Origin of the sequence: Streptomyces sp. NPDC020731 (assembly GCF_044334705.1) — a bacterium.
Taxonomy (GTDB): domain Bacteria; phylum Actinomycetota; class Actinomycetes; order Streptomycetales; family Streptomycetaceae; genus Streptomyces.
Genome location: NZ_JBIRTN010000005.1, coordinates 28,049 through 47,736 on the forward strand (window position 1 = coordinate 28,049; position 19,688 = coordinate 47,736).

A 19,688-nucleotide genomic window follows, 5' to 3' on the forward strand; every position below is an offset into this window, starting at 1 on the left:
CTGGCGCGGGGGTGACAGCAGGACCTGGCCCGACCGAGCCTGGAGAAGGCGCGCGGTCATGTCGCTCATGATGGCCGGGCTGCTGGTTTCCATGGCTTTCAGCGCGGTCATCGGGTGGCCGGACGCCTCGGGGGCCCTGACTTTCGCGCAACGCATCACCGGTGTGCTGTTCGTCCTGTCGGGCGTGGTGCAGGGAGTGGCGGCGATCGCGGCCCGGGACCACTGGGGAAGGCGGCAGTTCAGGGCCTCCGGGGCGCTTGTCCTGCTCGGGGTGATCATTGTGCTGGCCACCGACAGCCTTCTTCTCTTCCTCTGGCTCGAGGAGAGGGAGTACACGCATCACGTATTGGTCTACATGCCCATGTGGTGCTGGTCCGTATGGGCGCTGGCCCTTCTTGTGCGCGAAAAATCGTGGAAGGGGATGCCGCACCCCAAGAAGTTCGCGGCCGGAGTGGTCGCCACGGCACTCCTGACGGCCGTCAGCCTCGCATATTCCACTATGTATCAGCCTGCGGCGGCTCCCATGCATTTCACCTTGAAGGCAGAATTCGGAAAGGCGTGGGAGGATCGCTCCGTCCCGTATGTGCATGTCCCGCTGACGTTGTACGTGAAAAACACAGGAGGGATCCCCGTATACATCATCAATAATATCTACACGGTCCGTGGAAGAGGTGCATTGTATTCTCGCGGCGAGGAGGATCTGACGGCGGAGTGGAGGAAGAGCGTGGGGCGGCAGGGGAGGCGCGAGGGGGAGGCGGAGCTCTATGTCGACCAACTCAGGTACACCACGATAAGCAGTGGACGGTTCTCGGATTCCGGCAGCTCGCTCGACGTGGGGCAGGAATATTCCATGAAACGTGTGTTCCAGCTTCCCAAGAATGCTGAATATGACACTGTGAGTGTTGAATTTGAGATCTCGTACATGAGGAAGGACCGCGGGAAGATCGATGTGGAGGAGTTCGGTTTCGCTCATCCTTCATGGGACGAGAACAGTGGCTACTACTGTCCGCCGGTGATATGCGGGGAGCAACTCATATATCGCGGGAGGGTACGGCACAACAATAACCTCATCAATGTGACACGCAAGCCGCGCTATGTGACGGCTGTCTGGTCTCCGCAGGGCCGCTTCATCTCCTCCATCTCGTCGTTCCGCTTCAATTACTCCGGGCTGGGCGACGACCAGGAAGAAAGGAGAGAACTGGAAGGGTACGGCGCTGCGAAGGCCCGGGCCGATTCAGAGGTCGCCGTGGCGGAACTGCTGGGATCCGCCGGGGTGTGACCCGGTCATCCGCCGGCCCGCGTGAGCCAGGTGCCCACGGTGACGCCGAACTCCTCGTCAAGATACGAGGCGGTCTGCTGGCAGGAGAGAGCCGAGCCGCCCAGATCCCCGAACAGCCTGTCGCGCGGTACGAGCTCGGCGAGTGCGGTGACGAGCGGTACGACGTCGAACGGGGCCTGGGAGTCCTCGTTGTTCCGCAGCTGGGCGAGGATGTCGAGCTGGTCCTCGCTCTTCTCCTTCGCCTTGTAGAAGTCCTTGACTCCCTCGTCCTCCCACTGCGCGGGCACCAGCTTCTCCAGCCCTCGCATGAGGCTGGACTCCGAGGTGGACTCGAATATGGCACTGGCGCAGAACGCGGCCGCCTTGCCGAGGGACTCCTCCGGGCGATCCTGGGCGGACGCGGATTCCTCCTGCTGTTCCTTCATACGGGTGGTTCGCTCGTCCAGTTTCTTCTTGGCTTCGGACCGCTCCTCCTGCGACGTCTTCGGGTCGGTGACTTTCTTCAGCAACGAGCTGACCTGCTGTGTGATGGTGGCCAGCTGTTCCCGTTCCCTCGGCGGTGTCCTCCGGTCGTGCATTATCTCCGAAGAGGAGCCGAGCAGCATCGTGGTCGACTGGCCTTGGTCCGAACCCTCGCCCTGGTCCGGGCTCTGGCTCCCGTTCGCCGAACCGGACTGCGTGCCGTCCGGGCTTGTCTCCAAGGCGTAGTTCGTTTCTTCCACTATGGCGATCAGCGATCCCCGCAACTCCTGTGGCGTCCTGGGGTCGCAGATGACGTCCAGGGTGGACGTCGTCCGGTTGACCACCAGGATGAGCATGGACCGCTCTTCGGGCGGCACCTGGGAGCCATGGACCGTCTCGAGCGTGGAGGTCACCTGCTTCACCAGCGCGGTCAACTGTTTCCGCAGTTCGGGAGGGGTGCTCGGGTCGCTGATGACTTCCAGTGCGGTGGCCAGGTTCTCGACGCTCTCGATGATCCCCTCCCTGTCCTGCGGCAACGTCTCCGGGGCGTCGAGGGCGCTGACGATGTCCGTCAAGGTGTCCACGGCCGACGCGAGTTCCTCGGGGACCTTTTCCTTCTCCTCGTTCAGATCCGTCGTCACCTCGTCGGATTCCGTCTCCAGATCCGACGGGTTCTCGGGTGTCTGTCCGTCCGTTTCGCCGGGCCCCGTCGACGGAGATTCGTCGGGCGTCTCGCCCGGCGTGGAAGAGGGAGACGTCGAGGGGTCCGTGGGACCGCCCGGATCAGTGGTCGGTGGAGAGGAAGGGGGTGTGGTGGTTCCGGCCGGCTCGCTCGGCACGGAAGGAGAGGGCGGCGGAGGTTCTGGGGTCTGAGCGGGTGCTTCGGCGGTGCCCCCGTTCGGGCTCCGGGGCTCCGCCGTGGCGATCGTCGTGCCGGCCGGCAACGCGAGTGCCGCAGCCAGGACGGAGGCGCTGACCATGTTGATGACGTACCGTCGGGAAATTCTGGCCATGAGGATTCCAGACACGCTGTGCGCGGTGGTGCTCCGGTCCGTTGCGGATTCTTCCCCCTGACGGCGGCTCCAGGAAATGTGAAGCCGGAAGAACGGGGAGCGGATATCAATCCACTCTTCACCTGTCCGGCGCATCCCGCAACGGGAACACCACGCCTCGGACGCTGCGGCCGATCGTCCTGCCCCGTTTGCCGCGGGCCCCCGGCAGACGCATCGTGGGAAGTGGGGGGAGGGCCTGCTGCGGGGCCTCTTGTCCGCCCCGGCGCCCGCTTCCCCCGTCCCACCCCTGCCGCATTCCACCGTCATGTGCGGTGCGAAGAGGGAAGGATCTTGTCATGCCCCATCCATGGATGCCCCAGGCTCTCAAGGCGGACGTCGGGGACCATGCTCCGTGTGACCCCGAGTTCCCGGCGAGGGCGATCGCGCACATCACGGCGGACAGAGAGGCCGACGCCGGGACTCCCCTGGATCTGGTCCCCTTCGGCAACCTCGAAGGCTTCTTCACCGGCGGCGGCAGGGGCCGGTCTCCGCACCTCCTCTGGGACCCCTTCACCGGAGCGTTCACCCAGTTCTTCCCCGCCACCTCCCGGAGCAAGGCCTTGTCCGACAAGGCCGGTGGGACGCGTACCAACCGCGCCGGCAAGGTCGTCATCCAGATCGAGGCCTTGTTCTTCCCCCACTGCCGTGTCAACGGCAAGGTGTTCGCAAGGCTGGTCGACACCCCTTGCAGGGGCTGGGACGACCTTCACGCATGGATCAACTCCTGGGACGTACCGGACGTCTGGCCCATGGGCCCTCCGACTTCCCTGACCCGCCGTACGTGTCCGGCCGACAAGTGGAGGTCGCAGGGCGGGTGGTACGCCCATGCCCATGTCCCGGAGAACGACCATGTCGACCCCGGCTCCTGGCCGGCGTTCGTGTCACCGCCGCCCGGACCACTCTCTGATGAGCCCCGGTTCGAGCCGTTCCCCGGGGTGCCGTTCTTCCGCGCGGGACGCAGATCGCCGGTCATCGCGGGAATGCACGGCCGGCTCGTCGACGAGGACTGCGACCGCTACACGTCCAGCACCGCCATCGACGTGTGGGGACCGGGTGACGTGAGGTCGTACACCGCCTGGCAGCAGAAGCTGGGTCTCGAGGGCAGCGCCGCCGACGGCGTTCCCGGCCGGTTCAGCTGGGACAGGCTGGCCGTCCCCAACGTCTGAGGTGAGGGCGTAGTGCCGGAGGATTCCGGGGCCGGAACCGGCGGACGGGCCGTCAGAGAGCCGGTGCGCAGGTATGTTTCCCGGGTTTGCGCGCCCCTTCCATCGGGCGCATGGTGGAAGAAGAGCGACTGCGACAGTCAGCGGCGCACGATCCGGGAAGGACTCGTGGCTCCTCGGCAGGAGTGCCGCTGTGCCGACCGGCAGGTCACTCCTTACCGGCCTTCACGCCGATCGGCCGCTTCCGGCGCCGGTACGGTGACATCTCACGCATTCGACAGACGATCCCGCACCGTCATCCGGCGCCCTGCCGAACCTCATGGAAAAGGAGAGAGGGCCATGCCCGCGACGGCGCCATTCCCAGGAGCGAAATTCTTCCACAAGGGACAACGCAGCCCCGTGATCGCCTCGATGGGCAAACGCCTGGTGGCGGAAGGGTGCGGGAAGTACCGGACAGGTCCGGGTCCCGAGTGGACCGATGTCGACCAGCAGTCGTACGCCGCCTGGCAGCGCAAGATCGGGTTCGAGGGAGCCGATGCCAACGGCGTCCCGGGCAAGACGAGCTGGGACCGGCTCCACGTCCCGACGGCGACGCCGGCCCCCGCATCCGGTGGTGCCCGCGCCGCATCTCCCGTACCGGAGCACGGGGTCACGACCCCCTACGGGAAGAAGGGACCGCACTGGAGCCTGGGCCGTCACACCGGCGCGGACTACGCCGCTCCGCAGGGGAGGCCCTGTGTCGCGGTGCGTGACGGTTCCATCGTCCGCAGCGGACACGACCGCAGTTTCGGCGACTTCCTCGTGCTGCGCGTCGGCGCGTTCGACTTCTACTACTGCCACCTCTCCGAGCAGACCGTGAAGGGGGGCTCGGTCAAGGCGGGCCAGAAAGTCGGAGAAGTCGGCTCCACCGGGAACGCCACCGGCCCTCACCTCCATTTCGAGAAGCGCCCGGCCGGCGGCCGGTTCGGCTCCGACGTGCCCCCCAGCTGGTGACCGGGAGAGCCCGGCGGCGGTTTCCGCGGACCGGCGTGCAGTCCGTACCGGCGGCGCCGGGCGGGTGCAGGGCGTGTGACGCTCGCGGGTGCCGGAAACGCTGCCACCCTCGTTCATCATGGACGTCAGTACCTTCTACGCGCTCTTCTCCACCACCTGCTTCGCCCTGGTCGGCCTGTGGTGGAACGTCGTGCAAAGCCATACCGACTGGATGAGTGAACCCGTCCTGCGCCGCGTCGTCGGCGGGATCTACCTGTCCTTCCTGCTGCCGGCCTTGATGGGCCTGTTCGCCCAGGTCGGCGGCACCGAGAAGCCGCAGGTCCGGCGGGTGGCCTTCATCGTCCTCTCCGTGATCGGCTGTGTGTCCACCCTGCGGCTGCTGGCCCGCGCCCGCGGCGACCACTTCATCACCTGGCAGCAGGCCGCCGCGGCACTGCTCTACGCGCTGATCGCCGTCGTCGGCGCGTTCCCCGATCTCGCCCGCCACGTCAGGCTGCGTCCCATCCAGACCGAGGCTCTCCTGCTGATCGTCCTGATCATCCTCGCTCACGCCCTGGTCTGGCGGTACATGGCGGGGGAGGGCCGTGCCGACGAGGACGCCTGATTTCCGCACGGTTTCGCGACCGGGCGGACACCGGTCACCCTCCGTCCCCCGCCGCGGTCACCCGTCATTTCCCGCGTGCGCGTTGTCGGCCCGGTCCGTCAGCCGCCCTGGCCGGTGCGCACGAAGAGGCAGAACGGGTGGCCCACCGGGTCGTACGGGACACGCACATCGGCCTGGGGCTGGAAGCCGGCCGGGGCCACCCCCCCCCGAAGCGAGGGCGTGCTCGACGGTCGACGACAGGTCGTCCACCTCGATGTCCGGATGCGCCATCATCTGCTGCCCGGTCCGGGTGGAGGGCCACCGCGGGCGTGAGGAGGGCGGCTCCGTCCGGAACGACAGCCCGGCGGTGCCGTCGGACGGCGCGGTCTCGACCCGGCCCGGCTCTTCCTTCCGCACCCGCCACCCGAGCAGACCCTGGTAGAACCGTGCGAGCTCCCGGGCGTCAGGTGCGTCGAGCGTGGTGGCGGCCAGTGTGAAACGCGGCGGGGAATCCACGCGGTGCTCCTGCCCGGTTTTGTCGGAGTGAATTTCATCGAAGCCGTCGGACGACGTGGGATCTTCATATGCATGGGCATACGGGGAAGGCAGGGAAGCGGGAGAAGGCACATGCGGCTGGGCACACGGGTGGCGGGCGGGGCGTCGACCCGACCGGCAAGGAGGTCACGATGACAGGGTCGGAGCGCACGGAGGTCCACGGGCTGTCCGTGCCGGTGGCTTCCGCCATGCTGGAAGCCATCGGCACGGGCGCCTACGTCGTCGACGAGGAGGGCTGCATCGTCGCCGTCAACGCCCGCGCCGAGGAACTGCTGGGCCGGCCCGCCGCGGAGTTCCTCGGTCATGACGCGCACGACCTGCTGCACCGCGGTCCGCAGGGGCAGCAGCTGCCGAGGACCCAATGCGCGATGCGACAGGCATTCCACGCCGGACGCCCCGCCCAGGCCGATGAGGACTACTTCGCACGCGCCGACGGTTCGGTGCTGCCGATCTCCTGGCTGGTCACCCCGTACGGCATCGGCGACCGGCAAGCCGCCACACTCGTCGTCTTCCACACCCCCGAGTACCCGCGGGACACCGGCCCGCGACCGGAGCCGGCGGCCCAGTGGCTGTCGGAGCTGCAAAGGCTGGCTCTGCTGGCCGAGACCACCGCGCAGCTGACCTCCACCCTCGACGTCGACGAGGCGCTGCGGCGGCTGGTGGCCCTGGTCGTGCCCCGGCTGGCGGACTGGGTGATCATCGACCTGATCACCGAACATGACGAGCTGTGGCGTACCGTCGTGGTCCACGCCGAGGGCGGCACGCTGGTGCAGCACGAGGACCTGCAGGGACCGATGCCGCCGATTCCCGAGGAATCCCCGATGCCCCTGTCCAGAGCCCTGCGCGGCGTCGCCTCCACCCTGGCCGGCCCGAAGACCTACCAGGGGACACCGGATTCCGGCATAGCGGTCGAGCAGGGCCGCCTGTTCCACGCCACGGGGATGCACTCCGCGGCCATCGCACCCATCCGCGGCCCGCGCTCGGTCCTGGGTGCGCTGACCCTGGGCCGTACCGAGACTCCGGCGGCCTTCGCCCCCGTGGACCTTCCGCTGATCGAGGACATCGCGCGTCGGGCCGGCCTCGCCCTGGACAACGCCCGCCTCTACCAGCGTCAGCGCAAGGTGGCCGAGACCATGCAGAACCACCTGCTGCCCCAGATGCCGGGTGTCTCGGGCCTGGAGATGGCCGTCCGCTACATGCCCGCACCCGACGCCTCACATGTCGGCGGCGACTGGTACGACGCCTTCCCCCTGTCCGACGAGTCCACCGCCCTGGCCATCGGTGACGTCGTCGGCCACGACCTGGAGGCGGCAGCCGGCATGGCACAGGTCCGCAACATGCTCCGCGCCTACGCCTGGTCCCAGCACGAACCCCCCAGCCGTATCGTCGAACGGCTCGACGAGGCGATCCAGCACATCACCGACGTCGCCATGGCCACCATGATCTTCGGCCGGATCGAAGCGGCCCACGAGGGTCACTGGCAGCTGTCCTGGACCAACGCGGGCCACCCTCCGCCGCTGCTGATCAGCCGGGACGGCCTGGCAAACTACCTCACCGATGGCCACGGCATCCTGCTGGGCACCCAGGCAGGCTTCCGGCGCCCCGACGCCACAGCGCTGCTCCCGCCCGGGTCCATCCTGGTGCTGTACACGGACGGCCTCATCGAAGCGCCCGGCCAGAGCCTCGACACGGGTCTGAACCGGCTGCGCCAGCACGCCGCCGCCCTCGCCCACCGCCCCCTCACCTCGTTCACCGACCAACTGCTCCGCCGTGTCCGCCCCGCCGACAACGACGACGACGTGGCCCTCCTGGCCCTGCGCGTCCCCGAAGGCTGAGCCCGTGGGAGCTTCCGAGGGCCGCCCGGCACCGTCCACCGCATGAGGAGGCCCGGCCATGGAACCGTCCCACGACCCGTTGTCGAAGTCCTTCGCCGGCCGGGCGACGGAAAGCGTCGAGGACGGCACTCCCGCCGTCGCGCGGGCCGCGAGGTGACCGCCGCTCCGCGCGGGCGCGGCCGGTACGGCGAGGCCGTCTTCCGCCCCGAACAGGCACATGAGGGCGAGCGCATCGACTTCGGCGCCCTCGCCTACGACGACATCACCATGGCGCGGCTGCGGGCACTCGGGGCCGGCCCGGGATGGCGCTGCCTCGACGTGGGTGCCGGAACGGGCACGGTCTCCCGCCGGCTGCTGGACGAGGCCGGGGTGACGAGCGTGCTCGCCGTGGACCGCGACGTACGTTTCCTCGCCGGGCGACCCGTGCCGGGGCTCGATGTGCTGGAGGCCGACATCACCGCCCCGGACTTCGCCCCCGGCCGGTTCGGGCTCGTCCACGCGCGCTTCGTGCTGATGCATCTGCCCGAGCGTGAACGTCTGATCACGGCACTGGCCGGACTCGTCGCGCCCGGCGGTGTGCTGGTGCTCAGTGACGCGGTCGACCTGACGAGCGACCGGACGCCCGGCACGCCGTACACGGTGGTGATGCGGGCGATGTGGCAGGGGCTGCGGGCGGCCATCGGCACCGATGTCTCCCGGGTGCCGTCGTACCCTCGGCTGCTGCGCGGGGCGGGGCTCGTGCGTGTCGCCGCCGAGATGCAGGTGCCGCCGCTGCTGCCCGGCAGTCCCATCAGCCGCTTCTGGGCGGACACATGGGAGCGGAGCCGAGCGGCGATGCTCGCCACCGGCCTGGTCGACGACGACGCCGTCGACGCCGCGGTCCGGTACCTGGACTCCGACGAGTGCGCCGCGTTGTCCGCCGGCATGCTGACCGCCTGGGGGCAAAAACCCGGGGAGGCCCGCCGCTGACCGCCTGCGACCGGGCCCGCGGTGAACCGCGGGATGCCGACTCACGGCAGGACGACGCCCTCCGCTGTTCGGCGGTAGGGGTGGTGAGGTTCTCGTCGGTGATGGCGCGGACCACGCGGCGCCGGCGCGTTCCTCGGCCGAAGTGACCCCGGGCCCAGGGCGGGGCACCGGCACTTTGTCTCATCCGAGGAAGAAGATGCGGGACTGTGCGCGAAAGGGGTTACGCGTTCCCGCGAGGCCCGCTAACTTCCTTGAAATGGACCGGTCATAACCCTGTGCGGGGTGACGGGCCGGTGTTCGACGGCGCGACGGCGCGCGCCCGTACTCCTTCACGGCGGGCCCCCGTGGCCTGCCGCCACCCCCCATATTCCTGGAGACTTCCGTGCGCACGAAACCGCTCGGACACAGACGTATCCGCACGCTGCTGACGGCCGTGGCGTGTGCCATGGGCCTGGCGCTGCCCGTGGGCCCGGCCGCCGGGGCCCCCGCCGCCGCCCCGGCCGGACCCGGCGGCGCAGCCGCGGCGGCCGAGGACTTCCAGCAGGTCACCCTCGCCAAAGGCGTGGCCGAAACGGGCGAGCCCATGACACTGGCCGTCCTGCCGGACCGCTCGGTCCTGCACACCTCGCGCGACGGCACACTGCGACGGACCGACGCGGCCGGCACCACCACCGTGGCGGGCAGGCTGGACGTCTACAGTCACGACGAGGAGGGCCTGCAGGGCGTCGCGGCCGACCCCGGCTTCTCCACCAACCGCTTCGTCTACCTCTACTACGCACCCGAGTTGAGCACCCCGGCCGGCGACGCCCCCACCGACGGAACGGCATCCGACTTCACCCCGTTCGACGGCGTCAACCGGCTGTCCCGGTTCGTCCTGCGGACCGACGGCACCCTCGACGCGGGGAGCGAGAAGAAGATCCTCGACGTGCCCGCCTCCCGCGGGCTGTGCTGTCACGTCGGCGGCGACATCGACTTCGACGCGGCGGGCAACCTGTACCTGTCGACGGGCGACGACACCAACCCCTTCGCCTCGGACGGTTACACCCCCATCGACGAGCGTGCCTCCCGCAACCCCGCCTACGACGCCCAGCGTTCCTCGGGCAACACCAACGACCTGCGCGGCAAGATCCTGCGCATCAAGGTGAACCCCGACGCGACGTACGGCATCCCGGCGGGCAACCTCTTCGCGCCCGGTACCGCCAGGACCCGGCCCGAGATCTACGCGATGGGCTTCCGCAACCCCTTCCGGATGAGCGTCGACAAGGCCACCGGCACCGTCTACGTCGGTGACTACGGGCCCGACGCGGGCACCGCCAACGTCTCCCGAGGCCCCGGCGGGCAGGTCGAGTTCAACCGGATCACCAAGGCCGGCAACTTCGGCTGGCCCTACTGCACCGGCAGGAACGACGCCTACGTCGACTACGACTTCGCCGCCGGGACCTCGGGTGCGGCCTTCAACTGCGCGGCGCCGAAGAACACTTCACCACGCAATACCGGCCTGACCGACCTGCCGCCCGTTCAGCCCGCCTGGATCCCCTACGACGGAGCCTCCGTCCCCGAGTTCGGCAACGGCTCCGAGTCGCCCATGGGCGGACCCGTCTACCGGTACGACGCGAACTCCACCTCCGAGGTGAAGTTCCCCGCCGAGTACGACGGAGACTTCTTCGCCGGCGAGTTCGGCCGCCGCTGGATCAAGCGGATCGAGGCCGGTGGCGACGGGACCGTGCAGTCCATCGGCTCCTTCCCGTGGAGCGGCACCCAGGTGATGGACATGGCCTTCGGTCCGGACGGCGCCCTCTACGTCCTGGACTACGGCACCGGCTACTTCAACGGCGACGCCAACTCGGCCCTGTACCGCATCGAGCACGTGACCGGCGGGCGCGCCCCGGTGGCCCAGGCCAAGGCGAACACCACCTCCGGCAAGGCACCCCTCACCGTCGGCTTCTCCTCGGCCGGCAGCTCCGACCCGGACGGCGACGTGCTCGGCCACGCCTGGACCTTCGGCGACGGCGCCACCTCCACCGCCGCCGACCCGTCCCACACGTACACCACCAGCGGGCAGTACACGGCGACGCTGAAGGTCACCGACCCCTCCGGCAAGTCCGCCACTGCCTCCGTGCAGATCACCGTCGGCAACACCGCCCCGACCGTACGGCTCGACACCCCCACCGACGGGCGGATCTACGACTTCGGCGCCGCCATCCCGTTCAAGGTCACGGTCACCGACCCGGAGGACGGCACGATCGACTGCGCCAGGGTGAAGGTCACCTTCATCATCGGTCACGACAGCCACGGTCACCCGCAGACCTCGGCCACCGGCTGCACCGGCACCCTGCAGACGCTGGCGGACGGCGAGCACGACCCCAACGCCAACATCTTCGGCGTCATCGACGCCGAGTACACCGACACCGGCGCGAACGGACAGCCCGCGCTCACCGCGCACGACCAGCACATCACCCAGCCCAGCCACCGCCAGGCCGAGCACTACGGTGACTCCGCCGGCGTCCAGGTCGTCAACCACGCGCCCGCGCACGGCGGCAGGACGGTCGGCGAGATCCACAACGGCGACTGGATCTCCTTCACGCCCTACGGCCTCGACAACGCCACCGGCTTCACCGCCCGGGTCTCCTCGGGCGGCAGCGGCGGCACCCTCGAAGTCCGCGCGGGCTCCCCGACCGGCACCCTGCTCGGCACGGCCACCGTGCCGGTCACCGGCGGCTGGGAGACCTTCCAGGACGTCACGGCGTCCCTGACCGGCCGGCCGGCCGGCACCACCACCCTGTACCTCGTCTTCAAGGGGGGCAGCGGCGCCCTGTTCGACGTGGACGAGTTCTCCTTCACCACCTCCACCGGCGGCACCCGCTCCGGTGAGGTGAGGGGGGTCAACGACAAGTGTCTGGACGTGGACGACGCGGGCACGGCGGACGGTACGCAGGTGCAGATCTGGACGTGCAACACGACGGCGGCGCAGCGGTGGACGGTGGCCGATGACGGTGCGCTGAGGGCGCTGGGCAAGTGTCTGGACGTGTCCGGTGGCGGGAGCGCGGACGGTACGAGGGTCCAGTTGTGGACGTGCAACGGCTCGGGGGCGCAGAAGTGGGAGGCCCGGTCGGACGGTACGGTCCGCAACCCGCAGTCGGGCAGGTGCCTGGACGCCTCGGGCGGTACGTGGAACGACGGTACGCCGGTCCACCTGTGGACCTGCCACACCGGCCCCAACCAGAAGTGGACCCTGCCGTAGAAAGGAGGCGACCCACGATGCGCACCCTGCTCAAGACAGCGCTCAGCCTGTGTGCCGGCGCCGTGCTCTGCCTGACACCTCAGACCGCCGCCCCGCCCGGCGCCGCACCGGCGGCCCACGACACCGCGGACCGCACGGCCACCGCGGTGGCCGACCCGGCGTACAAGATCCTCGTCTTCTCCCGGACGGCGGGCTTCCGCCACTCCTCGATCGACGAGGGCATCACGGCCCTGCGCGACCTCGGAGCGGCGAACAACTTCACCGTCACCGCCACCGAGGACCCGGGGGCCTTCACCACCGCCAACCTGGCGCAGTACCGGACCGTGGTCTTCCTGTCGACCACGGGCGACGTCCTGGGCCCCGCCCAGCAGACCGCCTTCGAGCAGTACCTCGGCACCGGCGGCGGATACGTCGGCGTCCACGCCGCCGCCGACACCGAGTACGACTGGCCCTTCTACGAAGGACTGGCCGGAGCCCTCTTCCAGTCCCACCCCGCCATCCAGCCCGCGACCGTCAAGGTCGAGGACCGGGCGCACGACGCCACCGCGCACCTCGCCCGCACCTGGCAGCGCACCGACGAGTGGTACAACTACCGCACCAACCCCCGCACCACCGCCCACGTCCTGGCCTCGCTGGACGAATCCAGTTACTCCGGCGGCTCCATGTCCGGCGACCACCCGATCGCCTGGTGCAAGGACTACGCCGGTGGCCGTGCCTTCTACACCGGCGGCGGCCACACCGAGGAGTCCTACTCCGACCCCGCCTTCCGCCGGCACCTGCTCGGAGGCATCCGCTGGGCCGCCGGCACCACCAAGGCCGACTGCCGCCCGGAGACCGGTTACACGCCCCTGCTCGACGGCACCGGCACGACCGGCTGGAAGCAGGCGGGACCGGGCGGCTTCACCCTGACCGACGGCACCCTCACCTCGCACGGCGGACTGGGCCTCTTCTGGTACGACGCCAGGGAGTTCACCGGTGACTACTCCCTGAAGCTGGACTGGAGGGCGAACGGGGACGACAACTCCGGTGTCTTCGTGGGCTTCCCGTCGTCCGACGACCCCTGGTCGGCGGTGGACAACGGCTACGAGATCCAGATCGACGCCACCGACGCGGCCGACCGCACCACGGGAGCCGTGTACGGATTCCGGTCCGCCGACCTCGCCGCGCGCGACGCGGCGCTGAATCCGCCGGGGGAGTGGAACACGTACGAGATCCGCGTCACCGGAGAGCGGCTGGAGGTCTTCCTCAACGGCCGGAAGATCAACGACTTCACCAACACCGACCCGGCGCGCAGCCTGGCACAGGGCCACATCGGGCTCCAGAACCACGGTGACGGCGACGACGTGGCCTTCCGCGACATCCGGGTCAAACAGACCGGATCTCCGTCCGATCCGCGCTCCGGTGAGGTGAGGGGGGTCAACGGCAAGTGTCTGGACGTGGACGACGCGGGCACGGCGGACGGTACGCAGGTGCAGATCTGGACGTGCAACACGACGGCGGCGCAGCGGTGGACGGTGGCCGATGACGGTGCGCTGAGGGCGCTGGGCAAGTGTCTGGACGTGTCCGGTGGCGGGAGCGCGGACGGTACGAGGGTCCAGTTGTGGACGTGCAACGGCTCGGGGGCGCAGAAGTGGGAGGCCCGGTCGGACGGTACGGTCCGCAACCCGCAGTCGGGCAGGTGCCTGGACGCCTCGGGCGGTACGTGGAACGACGGTACGCCGGTCCACCTGTGGACCTGCCACACCGGCCCCAACCAGAAGTGGACCCTTCCCTGACCCGGCAACGTGCCTTGTCCGTCCACCGATTGACGCTTTCGACCGGGGGTAGCCGATAGGCCTTCAGGGATGAACGAGGCAAAGTACGTGAGGAGGCCGGCCATGGGAGCGCGCCACGACCACGACGGACAGGAACTCGGCGACCTCGAACCGGGCACGCGCCAGCGCGCCCAGTTACGCGCACGGGTCGCCGACATCGCCTCGACGGCGCTGTGCGTGGTGCTCGCCCTGTGGGCGGTGTGGAGCATCGTGGGCGTGGTGCGCGGAACGGCGCAATGGGCGTACAGCGTGGTCGCCTGCGTGCTGCTGGCGGCCGCGCTGACCGCCCGGACGGTGGGCCTCCGGCACGGCAGTCTCCGGTCCGGACGGTAGAGGGCGACGGGTGGAACGGCTCAATACCTTCCTCGGCCGCCACGTGTGGGCCCAGGTGCTGCTCGTCGTCCTCCTGGGCTGGGCGGTGATCATGCTGGTGTCACCGGGGGAGCCGGCCCTCGTGGTGCTGTTGCGGGCCGCCGTGACCTCGGTGGGCGCGGTGACCGTCCTGCTGGTGCTGCGGGCGGGGGAGAAGCGCGCGGCCGGCGGCTCGGGCGACCGCCTGGTCACCCTGGACCGCCGGCTGCGCCACGGGGAGATCCCCTCCTCGCCCGCCGACCGGAAAGCCATGCTGGGCCTGGTGGAGCAACGGCTGCACCGCACCCGGCACCGGCGCCCCGCCCTGGTGGTCCTCTGCCTGATGTACGTGCTGTGCGTCGCCGCGCCGCTCCTCCTGGGCCATGTCCGGCAGGCGCTGGTCTGCGGTCTGCTCGGCGCGGTCGTCCTGCCGCTGCTGACATGGCAGGGCGGCCGGCAGGTGCGGCGCCTGCGCGAGGCGCGCGAGACCCTCCGGAAGGGCGTCGGCGGCGCGAACGCCGGTGGTGGGGCGCCGGCCGCGCGGGAGCCGCTGGAGGAACGGGACCACCGGCGCTCCTCCTCCGGTGGGTAGTCTGCCCCCATGTCCGGACCGCCTCCCTTCAGTCCCACCGTCACGCTGCTCACCGTGGGCCGGGTGTGGGAGGCCGCCTTCACCGAGGGACTGAAGCCGCTCGGTCTGACCACGCGCAAGTACGGGCTGCTGGGGCACATCCGGGGGACGCCGGGTCTCTCGTTCAGCGAACTGGCCCGGCGCTCACGCATCACCGTGCAGAGCGCGCACAGCGCGGTGGCGGTGTTCGTCGCCGCCGGGCTCGTCGACTGGCGCGCCGCCGGCGGTCCGCTGTCCACCCGGTGACAGGGGCCTTCCGGCGTGGGCCGTCAGCTCCCCGGGGCGAAGAAGTGCAGTGGGCTGTTCGGCTCGAAGCCGATCCGCGGATACACGGGAGCCCCGGCGGCGGTCGCGTGCAGCGTGGCGCGGGTCAGCCCGGTGGCCCGGGCGCCCTCGTACAGGGCCTTGCGGGTCACCGCCTCCCCGTACCCTCTGCGTTCCCATCGTGGGTCCGTGGCCACCAGGACGACGAAGAGGCGGCCGTCCGCTTCCACGGCCCCGGCACACGTCACCGGGACGCCGTCCCGCAGGCCCAGGTAGGCGTGCACCCCTGTCCTCCACAGCCCCGAGCCCACGAGGCCGTCGCGGCCGGCCTCCAGCGGCATGTCGTAGGCGCGCGAGTTGAGATCGGCGTAGGCCCGCAGATGCTCGTCCGTGCCGACCCGCACGAACGTCAGGTCCGGATGCGCCGGTTCGGGGATCGGCAGCAGGTCACCGGCCATACCGACGCCAGAGAAGGCGTGCACCAGACCGGCCCGCTCGACCGCTTCCGGCAAGCGCGGGCGGGCCTCGGCGTCGAGGAGGTCCTCGAAGACCCACAAGAAGCCGGCGTGCCTCTTCGACCGCATGATGTCCGCCGCCTGGCCCAGCCGCTTCTCCATGAGCCCCGCGTCCGCCCCGGCCTCGGTGAGCGTGACGCAGTTCCAGAAACCGAACCGGCACTCCGCCCAGCGCACCGCGATACCCGGCAGGTCCCGTACGTCCGCGCCCGGATTCCGGTCGAGCACCATCACCCGCCAGACGGTGGCGAGCTGCTCCATCGATTCCACCGCGTCAGCTGAGTTCCGCGTCACCTTGTCCCCTTTGCTCGATCGCCGGCAGGGACATGTCTGCCCACCGGCACCGGTGAAGCACGCCCGAACCGGCTGGACCCGGCGTCATGGGCGACGCGGGACACCTGGCTGCGCGACCTGGCCCCCGAAACCGTCCAGGCACTGTCCGCCTCCCCACCGGCCCGGCCCACGATCAGTGACAGGCCCGCGTACGACGACGTCCCCGCGCCTGCCGGACGGCCCTGTTCACGGAAGGTCCGGAAGCCGGAGCCACTCCTCCCAGGTCACGTCCCGGCCGATGAGGCGCGGCCGCTCGAAGGGCCAGTCCTCGGCGATCCAGCGCGGCACGAACGCGTCCAGCGCCCGCTCCAGCGCACCGCCCACCTCGTCGTCCACCACCCACCAGGAAATCTCGGCGTCCGCCCCCTGCTTCTCGGGCGGGTCGATGTAGACGCAGCCGCGCAGGGCGGTGCGGTCCGTGTTCTCGATCGTGTAGTTGAACGATTCGTGCGCCTCGATCTCCGCGGCGTGCCGCTCCAGATCGGCGAGGTTCGCCTCGTACGACATCGTGGTGGACGGCCAGCCCCACGCGGGGCCGAAGATCGACCACAGCCGCTCCCGCGAACCCATCACCGCCGGATAGTCCAGCGGCGCGTCCGCACCGCTGATCGGGCGCAGCCGGTGGCCTCCGCCGTCGGGTATGTCGACGTGGAGGGGATGGACGAAGTCATGCGGAAGCCAGGTCATGGGCGTGAGCCAACCAGGCCGAGAAGCGCCGCGCAAAGCGTTATCGTCACGGCCGGCCGGTGTCACGTGGCACGGTGGAGTCCGTTCCGCGTGTCGGCCGCCGCTCCCGGACCGGCCGCGGCGGGAGGCATGGGCGGCAGGCTCGAGGCGAGACCCGGCAGCAGGACGGGCTCCAGCCGGACCCGCTCCTGCCTGCCCAGGTAACCCTCCAGCTCCGGCGGCCGGTAGCCCGTGTCCCGGTCGTAGCGCTCCTTGGCGGGCACCGCCAGGAACTCGTTGCCGTCGGGCTCGCCGTGGTCGTTCACCGCCCTCCCGAGCGGCCGGTGCAGCGGCCCGGCCAGCCGGTACATGCCCGTCCGAGAGACGTGGAGAGCGCCCGAACCGTCCGGCCGCACACGGAAGTCGGCGCATTCCTCGGGCTTCATCACCCGGGGCCCCTCCGTGCTGAGCGTGCCGGCGTCGAACTCCAGCCCGTGTCTGCGGGCATGGTCGACCATCCACAGCAGGGCGATGTCGGACAGTCCCGTCTCCTCGTAGCCGCCACCGACGTCGCAGTGCACCCCGGCGAACCACACCTGCTTCAACTCCTGGCCGCGCGCCGCGGATCCGGGACGCTGGTGCCACAGTGCCGGCCGGAACGCAGAGCGCTGCTCGTCGACGGCCAGCGCGTGGAAGGCCGCCTCGACCCGGTCGCTCAGCTCGGTGTCGTGGAACGCCCAGCGGCGGTTGAACCGGTTCGCCGCCGACTGCAGCCATGTGGTGTCCGGGACCGGGACGCCCAGGGCGCCGACCGTGTCCCACACCCCGACGAACCTGATCTCCGTCTCGTGCGCGTACGAGCGGCGGAACAACGTGGCGGCCGCGCCGTTCGGTTGCTCGACGCGGTCACGGTACAGAGCCCAGGCCTCCGGGATCCGGTCGGCGTGGTCCCGGCGCAGGACGCCACTGTTGTGCACCAGCCCCGCCAGGCTGCGGGCGGTGAACGCACCGCGGCTGAAACCGAAGAGGAACAACTCGTCGCCGGGTTCGTACGTCTCGACGAGGAACCGGTAGGCGTCCACGATGTTCCGGGACAGCCCCACACCGAACGCGCCGCCACGCAGACGCTCCCACCGGTGGGTGCCTACCCCGCTGTGGTAGTAGACGCGCTGTTCCTTCCCGGCGGCGGACCGGGGGCGTACGGACAGGGCGACCTTGGCGACATTGGTCTTGCTCGGCTGGTCCGCGAAATTCCATGTGCCGTCACAGCAGACGACCAGACGCTTGGCCATGACCATCCCTCCTCGCGAGAGCGTGGAGCGGCGCACAGCACCGATTCCAGGGTCCCACCGCCCGGCGTCGCGCGCCATGCGACAGCCCCTCCGCATGCTCACTGGTGATGTTCCGGCCCAGGGAGCACCATGGACAGGGAGAGGCGAGCGGCCCCGGACGGGGCCCGCCTTCCCTTCCCTCGTTCTGAGGGGGTTCCCCCATGGCTTCTCACAGCCGTCATCCCGCTGTGCCGACACTGCGGCAGGGGATGCCGGAACGCCACTCGGACGGCCGCCCCGGCAGTGGTGGTCGCCCCAGGCGCCCCGGCAGCGGTGGCCGTCCGGACCGGCCCGGTGGTGGCCGTCCGGACCATCCCGGTGGCGGTCGCCCCGACCGGCCCGGTGACGACGGTGCGGTGGGACCGTTCCGGGTCGTACGTCCCGCGGACATGCTCGTGGTCGACATAGGCCTGGTGAACCTCCGGTTCGACGGCCGCCGTCTGGTGCGTCGGGAGCCGGCCGCGCCGACGCTGATCCTGGTCGGGCTGCCACCGCAACACGTCCGGGAGGAGGTCCCCGGGCCGCTGGACTCCACGACCACCCCACCCGGCTCCCTCAAAGCCTTCACCTCCGGTACGTCCCAGCTGGTCTCCTCGGTGCCGCCCGAGGTGGAGAGCCTGGACCTGTCCCTGGAGTCCCTGCTCGACCGGGAGCGGCTGGTGCCGATGACCGTGCCGGTCGTCCAGCCGGGCAGCACGCCCACCGGACTCCCCGGAAGCGTCCTCGAGTTCCCCACCCGACTGCTCCTCACCTACGACGAACCCGTCACCTGGACATGCCGGCCGGAGCCCCACGACGTCGACGGCCGCACCGGACTGTGGCACGCCCTGCTGAACAGCGAACGGGGCGGCGACGCGCTGCTGCGGGCCCTGAGGAGGGTCGAGGGGCGGCCCCCCCGTTCCCGCGCACGTCCCGCTGAGCGAGGCGAACCTGGAGGACCTGGTCACCCTCACCGGCCGCGCGGAGCTGATCGACGGCAACGGCGCGCCCATAGTGCTGCCCAGCGCCCCCCTGCGCGCCGAGCAGTTCATCGCGACGCCTCTGGGCGCCTCCGCGCATGTGCACGGCGCCTGGGACAACCTGGCATCGGGCGTTCCCGCGCAGTTCGAAACGATCAGGAGGCGCCGCCCGGACCTGGCGGCGTACGACCACATCACGGGTCTCGGACGTGACCAGTTCGTCAGGGTCGTCACCCGCGGCTGCCTCTCGCTCGGGCACCGGGCCCTCCTGGTGAGCGAGTTCAAGCGACTGTTCGTCGCCCACGAGGACGACGGCATCGTGGCCTACCTGCAGCGGGAGGACCGGATCTTCCCCCGTGAACCGGAAGTGCGCTACGGGGAGAGCACCGGCTTCCCGCACCAGGGACGCGAGATGCCCTTCCGGGTGCTGCGCATCACCGACCGGGTCACCCCGCCGCTCAAGCCCGTGTGGCCGCCGCGCCCCCGGACCGACCGGACGCCCAGCCGGAGGCCACGGAGCCGTTCTGGGTCGAGCTCCAGAGCGGCGGCGACCACCAGTTCACCGTTCTCGCGACCGATCACGAGGGGCGCGAGGTCAGCTTCACCACACCGCTGGTGTTCGTGCCCGACTCACGGGCCGAGGACTGGAAGGCGTTGAGCCGTGTCGGAACCGACCGTTGACGCCGCCGAGC

General features: G+C 70.2%; 17 protein-coding genes. 12 read left to right on the top strand and 5 right to left on the bottom strand.

The window, feature by feature from the left end:
• Nucleotides 1-58 precede the first annotated feature (58 nt).
• On the top strand, nt 59-1,279 hold the full coding sequence (locus ACH4VX_RS08990; RefSeq protein ID WP_398366695.1) for a hypothetical protein: 1,221 nt from the start codon (nt 59-61) through the stop codon (nt 1,277-1,279).
• Between the two features lie 5 nt (nt 1,280-1,284).
• On the opposite strand, the gene ACH4VX_RS08995 is transcribed toward ACH4VX_RS08990, so the two are convergent.
• The gene (locus tag ACH4VX_RS08995; RefSeq protein ID WP_398366696.1) at nt 1,285-2,382 is read right to left on the bottom strand and encodes a hypothetical protein; all 1,098 of its coding nucleotides are present in this window, start codon (nt 2,380-2,382) and stop codon (nt 1,285-1,287) included.
• A 707-nt stretch (nt 2,383-3,089) separates the two neighbouring features.
• Here ACH4VX_RS08995 and ACH4VX_RS09000 point away from each other — a divergent pair.
• The 3 genes from ACH4VX_RS09000 to ACH4VX_RS09010 all read left to right on the top strand — a co-directional run bounded on the left by ACH4VX_RS09000 (nt 3,090) and on the right by ACH4VX_RS09010 (nt 5,553).
• The gene (locus tag ACH4VX_RS09000) at nt 3,090-3,959 is read left to right on the top strand and encodes a peptidoglycan-binding protein (protein WP_398366697.1); all 870 of its coding nucleotides are present in this window, start codon (nt 3,090-3,092) and stop codon (nt 3,957-3,959) included.
• Between the two features lie 336 nt (nt 3,960-4,295).
• Complete coding sequence (locus ACH4VX_RS09005; RefSeq protein WP_398366698.1) at nt 4,296-4,949, top strand: peptidoglycan-binding protein; 654 nt, start codon at nt 4,296-4,298, stop codon at nt 4,947-4,949.
• A 118-nt stretch (nt 4,950-5,067) separates the two neighbouring features.
• Nucleotides 5,068-5,553, top strand: coding sequence for a hypothetical protein (locus ACH4VX_RS09010; protein WP_398366699.1), 486 nt, complete (start codon nt 5,068-5,070; stop codon nt 5,551-5,553).
• A 57-nt stretch (nt 5,554-5,610) separates the two neighbouring features.
• Here the strand turns inward: ACH4VX_RS09010 and ACH4VX_RS09015 are convergent, their stop codons facing one another.
• Nucleotides 5,611-6,159 carry a VOC family protein gene (locus ACH4VX_RS09015; RefSeq protein WP_398366700.1) on the bottom strand — a complete coding sequence of 183 codons (549 nt, stop codon included), beginning with the start codon at nt 6,157-6,159 and terminating at the stop codon, nt 5,611-5,613.
• A 59-nt stretch (nt 6,160-6,218) separates the two neighbouring features.
• On the opposite strand from ACH4VX_RS09015, the gene ACH4VX_RS09020 reads away from it, so the two are divergent.
• From ACH4VX_RS09020 to ACH4VX_RS09050, 7 genes are all read left to right on the top strand, one after another.
• Nucleotides 6,219-7,922 (top strand): SpoIIE family protein phosphatase, encoded by a 1,704-nt coding sequence (locus ACH4VX_RS09020; RefSeq protein ID WP_398366701.1) that lies wholly within the window; start codon nt 6,219-6,221, stop codon nt 7,920-7,922.
• Nucleotides 7,923-8,075: 153 nt separating this feature from the next.
• A complete protein-coding gene (locus ACH4VX_RS09025) occupies nt 8,076-8,891 on the top strand; it encodes a class I SAM-dependent methyltransferase (protein WP_398366702.1) in 816 nt (271 codons plus the stop codon).
• Between the two features lie 382 nt (nt 8,892-9,273).
• Nucleotides 9,274-12,132, top strand: a complete 2,859-nt coding sequence (locus ACH4VX_RS09030) for a lectin (RefSeq protein WP_398366703.1) — start codon at nt 9,274-9,276, stop codon at nt 12,130-12,132.
• Nucleotides 12,133-12,149: 17 nt separating this feature from the next.
• Nucleotides 12,150-13,907, top strand: a complete 1,758-nt coding sequence (locus ACH4VX_RS09035) for a lectin (protein WP_398366704.1) — start codon at nt 12,150-12,152, stop codon at nt 13,905-13,907.
• A gap of 102 nt (nt 13,908-14,009) precedes the next feature.
• Nucleotides 14,010-14,279 carry a hypothetical protein gene (locus ACH4VX_RS09040; protein ID WP_398366705.1) on the top strand — a complete coding sequence of 90 codons (270 nt, stop codon included), beginning with the start codon at nt 14,010-14,012 and terminating at the stop codon, nt 14,277-14,279.
• Between the two features lie 10 nt (nt 14,280-14,289).
• The gene (locus tag ACH4VX_RS09045; RefSeq protein ID WP_398366706.1) at nt 14,290-14,889 is read left to right on the top strand and encodes a hypothetical protein; all 600 of its coding nucleotides are present in this window, start codon (nt 14,290-14,292) and stop codon (nt 14,887-14,889) included.
• Between the two features lie 9 nt (nt 14,890-14,898).
• Nucleotides 14,899-15,174 carry a MarR family winged helix-turn-helix transcriptional regulator gene (locus ACH4VX_RS09050; RefSeq protein ID WP_398366707.1) on the top strand — a complete coding sequence of 92 codons (276 nt, stop codon included), beginning with the start codon at nt 14,899-14,901 and terminating at the stop codon, nt 15,172-15,174.
• A 23-nt stretch (nt 15,175-15,197) separates the two neighbouring features.
• Here ACH4VX_RS09050 and ACH4VX_RS09055 read toward each other — a convergent pair whose 3' ends face one another.
• From ACH4VX_RS09055 to ACH4VX_RS09065, 3 genes are all read right to left on the bottom strand, one after another.
• The gene (locus tag ACH4VX_RS09055) at nt 15,198-15,968 is read right to left on the bottom strand and encodes a GNAT family N-acetyltransferase (RefSeq protein WP_398366987.1); all 771 of its coding nucleotides are present in this window, start codon (nt 15,966-15,968) and stop codon (nt 15,198-15,200) included.
• A 258-nt stretch (nt 15,969-16,226) separates the two neighbouring features.
• Entirely contained in the window at nt 16,227-16,727 is a 501-nt protein-coding gene (locus ACH4VX_RS09060) for a GNAT family N-acetyltransferase (protein WP_398366708.1), read from the bottom strand.
• Between the two features lie 62 nt (nt 16,728-16,789).
• On the bottom strand, nt 16,790-17,998 hold the full coding sequence (locus tag ACH4VX_RS09065; protein ID WP_398366709.1) for a DUF2235 domain-containing protein: 1,209 nt from the start codon (nt 17,996-17,998) through the stop codon (nt 16,790-16,792).
• Between the two features lie 1,466 nt (nt 17,999-19,464).
• On the opposite strand from ACH4VX_RS09065, the gene ACH4VX_RS09070 reads away from it, so the two are divergent.
• On the top strand, nt 19,465-19,677 hold the full coding sequence (locus ACH4VX_RS09070; protein ID WP_398366710.1) for a hypothetical protein: 213 nt from the start codon (nt 19,465-19,467) through the stop codon (nt 19,675-19,677).
• Nucleotides 19,678-19,688 lie beyond the last annotated feature (11 nt).